Below are 3,206 nucleotides of genomic sequence, written 5' to 3' on the forward strand. Positions count from 1 at the left end.
AGCGAAAGCAGAAGCTGTTATTAACCATTTCATATTCATATTTTCTCTCCATAGCTGAATATTTATTTGAACACATCGTTTCATATAGAGCCCAAACTTCAGATATCTGTAGCAAAAATGATACACTCATAAAAAAAACAAAAAGCCAATCAAATCACCTTTGATTGCTTGATCTGTAATAAATGAGAATTGAACTATGCCAATGTACAAATGATTGTCTCTTGTCACATTTGCTCTTCTTTATAAATTTTTCAAAAATATCTGCGTTATCACCGTGGAAAGCATGTGCTCTTGTCTAATGAAAAATTATCCTTTTATATTAAATTCAAATGCTCTCATCTTAAACCATTGTATATTCAAGCAACAAAAATCATCCCTCTATACATTACAAACGAGCAAGTATGTGAAACCGTTAAAAAACTAAAAATGTCACTTATGAATGTTTTCAATAGCAAGAACTGTCAAATGCAACCGTTCTATTTAAATTTATACAAATAACGTTTTTACCTTCATCCTTCGCATAACCAAATATGAAAACTATGTATTCGTTTTTTTCATAAAAAGGATGCTTATTTCAAACATAAACTTGTATCGCACAAAATAAGACTTCCAATAATCCATGGATTGAAACAAGATCACATGCAACTTGCCTGCTCTTTATTTTTACTTTAGGCATTTATTGTTTTTAAATATTTACCATTTTTTTCTTCTTTCAACCTTATAGTAAAGTCTTTTTCAGAGCTTCAGCCTTATTTGTAGGCTATCATTTCATACTCCATTACAAGACTAAATTGAAAAAAATGCCTAAAGACAAGAAACTGGTATGATAAATGCTGACATCTATATTAAAACTCTCCCTAAAGCAAAAAAGATGAGAGATCTTTCTTAAAGTGTTCACACCAAACTTTGCTTTGAAAGTCATTAATTTGGTAGAGCAAATATCTGATATTTTGAATCATAGACAAATAAAGAATATTTTATAAAATTCTGTAGTCACATATCGTAAGATTCTCTCATTCCAAACTGGTTGCATGTCGCAATCAATCAAAATCATTCGCTTGCACATTACAAGCAAGAAAAGCCGTGTCGATAAAAACTGTACAAGAAAGGATTAAAAACGCCTCCTTATGAATCGTCTCACATACCAAAGGCTGTCACAATATTGAGAACTAGCAAAGTGTGTGATGAATGCTGGCTTTTCACCTTCATAAGCGTAAAGGCGGTAGTACTCAATGGATTTACCATTATACCTTTCATAAATGGCGTCGCGAAATAGGCTTGTGAGCATTGAGAAATGTTTCTTTAAAACAAGCTCACGTAAGTATGCAACTCAATGGCGTTTTATTCCTTGAAACACACCAAGATCAAAAGTTTAACATTAAAATAAATACTTGGCTTTCTTCTCGATTTGGATGAAGCGTCCTATCAGACCCTGTCTGCAAATAGTCCAGATTTTTGTCGAGTGGGTTTCATTTAGCTTCCCATTCATGTAATTCACTTAACCAAAGATTCCCTATAGACAAGTCCTTCACTAATCCCACCCCATACTCTAAAAGCACTTATCAAGGCGTTTTACATGCCTTATATAACCACACTTAAAATGACGATCGGCATAACAAAATAACCCGAAATCTCTAGGCTATATTCATCTAAACCCATGAATTTTGTAACGACTGGTTGCTATTATACAGTACTATTCGTTCACTAAAATCTCCCTGCTCGTATCTTTTCCGAACAGTACTCTTCATTCTCACCGTATACAATTATAACACCATTTAAAAAAATAGCTCCCCTCCTGTTTTCAGGTGATAATATCTCTTTTCTTCATTTTTCGAGCATACGTTACAGCTCTCAATGTTGTTTTCTCACTTTTTAAAAACTCATTGGACTTCGTGTAAATAGGTTTGGTCGTCCTCTTTTCCCTAGTCCTTTTTTAGGATTATATCCTCTTTTTTTACCAGAATGTGACACAGGTACTAACTTAGCTGCTGTTATGTATTCACTGTTATTTGTGCAAGAAAGTTCTATTTGAAAAACTTCAGATAATACCTTGCGAAGCTGTTCACCAGAAAAAAGACCTATTGGAGGAACAGCCGAAGATGCTCTCTGTATAAGGTTTTGAGACGCTAAAAAACTCACACCCTGAGCGATAGAGATTGAAGCAAAAGTAGCAAAAGCTGTAATAAAATATTTTATGTTCATAAATTAACCTCATTAAATATCCATAATGGATTTTACCTAGTGCCTTCATTGCAAATTTCTAGAGAAAAATAATATGTTTATAGATAAAAAGTGAAAATCCTTACAAATAAAGCTTTGGAGCCCTTTTGATTTTAAAATAAAAGCAAATTGCCCTGCTCTACCAACATAGAAATCACTTATTGAGTAATAAATTAAAGGCACGAAGTATCGTCTGAAAATAATAAACTATACGAGCCTCACATAAATATATTGATTTATAAATATAATGTACATTTCCTCACACAAAATGAGCCCCTAGAATATCAGAATATTCTCTCATTCCAAACTTGTTCATTATACATTAAGCAAATTTATTCGCGTCCACATCATAAATGAAGTTTGTATAGAGATAAAACTCTTGAAAACAGGGGGATTCTTACGAATCTATTTAAATGCAAAAGCTATTGCAACGTTTTGACTTAGTAAAAAGCGCTCTTGCTGACTTGTTTCTAGCACACTTTTCTAGGAGTTGCTCTTTGCATTGTTCAGTGCAATCGTAGTTATCTGTATACATTAATCATATAATATATTGATTTATAATGATAGTTTAGCGTTATTCATATTGAGTAAAAACCCTGAATACCGTAAGATTCTCTCATCCAAATCTTTTTCATGTTGAATCCATCAAAACCATTTGATTGCATGTTACAAGTGGGGAGAGCTGTGTAGACAAAAATAAAAAAGACTAAAAATGCCTCTTATAAACCATCCCAAGTGCCAAGAGCTACACAACATTGGGAGTTGGCAAATTGTGTGATGGTAGCGGCTTGTTACTCCATAAGCGTAAAGATGGGAGTGCTCAACGAATTTTATATCATATTTTGGGGCTTTATCGTTATACCACTCATAAGCGCCGCCGTGAAATGGGCTTGGGTGCCGGTTTATTTAAAAAAAAGCACATGAATTAGCAACACAAATATATTCCGTTTAGGGCGTTCTGTTTTACATGAAGAACGTAAATCCAT

Annotated in this window: 2 protein-coding genes; one reads left to right on the forward strand and one right to left on the reverse strand. The window is 33.4% G+C overall.

Annotated elements, in window-relative coordinates:
• Positions 1-1,872 precede the first annotated feature (1,872 nt).
• Positions 1,873-2,202, reverse strand: a complete 330-nt coding sequence (locus ACFIKE_RS08955; RefSeq protein WP_375649412.1) for a hypothetical protein — start codon at positions 2,200-2,202, stop codon at positions 1,873-1,875.
• A 788-nt stretch (positions 2,203-2,990) separates the two neighbouring features.
• Between ACFIKE_RS08955 and ACFIKE_RS08960 the strand changes: the two genes are divergently transcribed.
• Positions 2,991-3,149 (forward strand): hypothetical protein, encoded by a 159-nt coding sequence (locus tag ACFIKE_RS08960; protein WP_375649415.1) that lies wholly within the window; start codon positions 2,991-2,993, stop codon positions 3,147-3,149.
• Positions 3,150-3,206 lie beyond the last annotated feature (57 nt).

Origin of the sequence: Bartonella sp. MU70NMGDW, assembly GCF_042194085.1 — a bacterium.
Taxonomy (GTDB): domain Bacteria; phylum Pseudomonadota; class Alphaproteobacteria; order Rhizobiales; family Rhizobiaceae; genus Bartonella; species Bartonella grahamii.

Coding starts and splice junctions, on each gene's coding strand:
- ACFIKE_RS08955 (WP_375649412.1), bottom strand. CDS start 2,202: ATGAACATAAAATATTTTATTACAGCTTTTGCTACTTTTGCTTCAATC.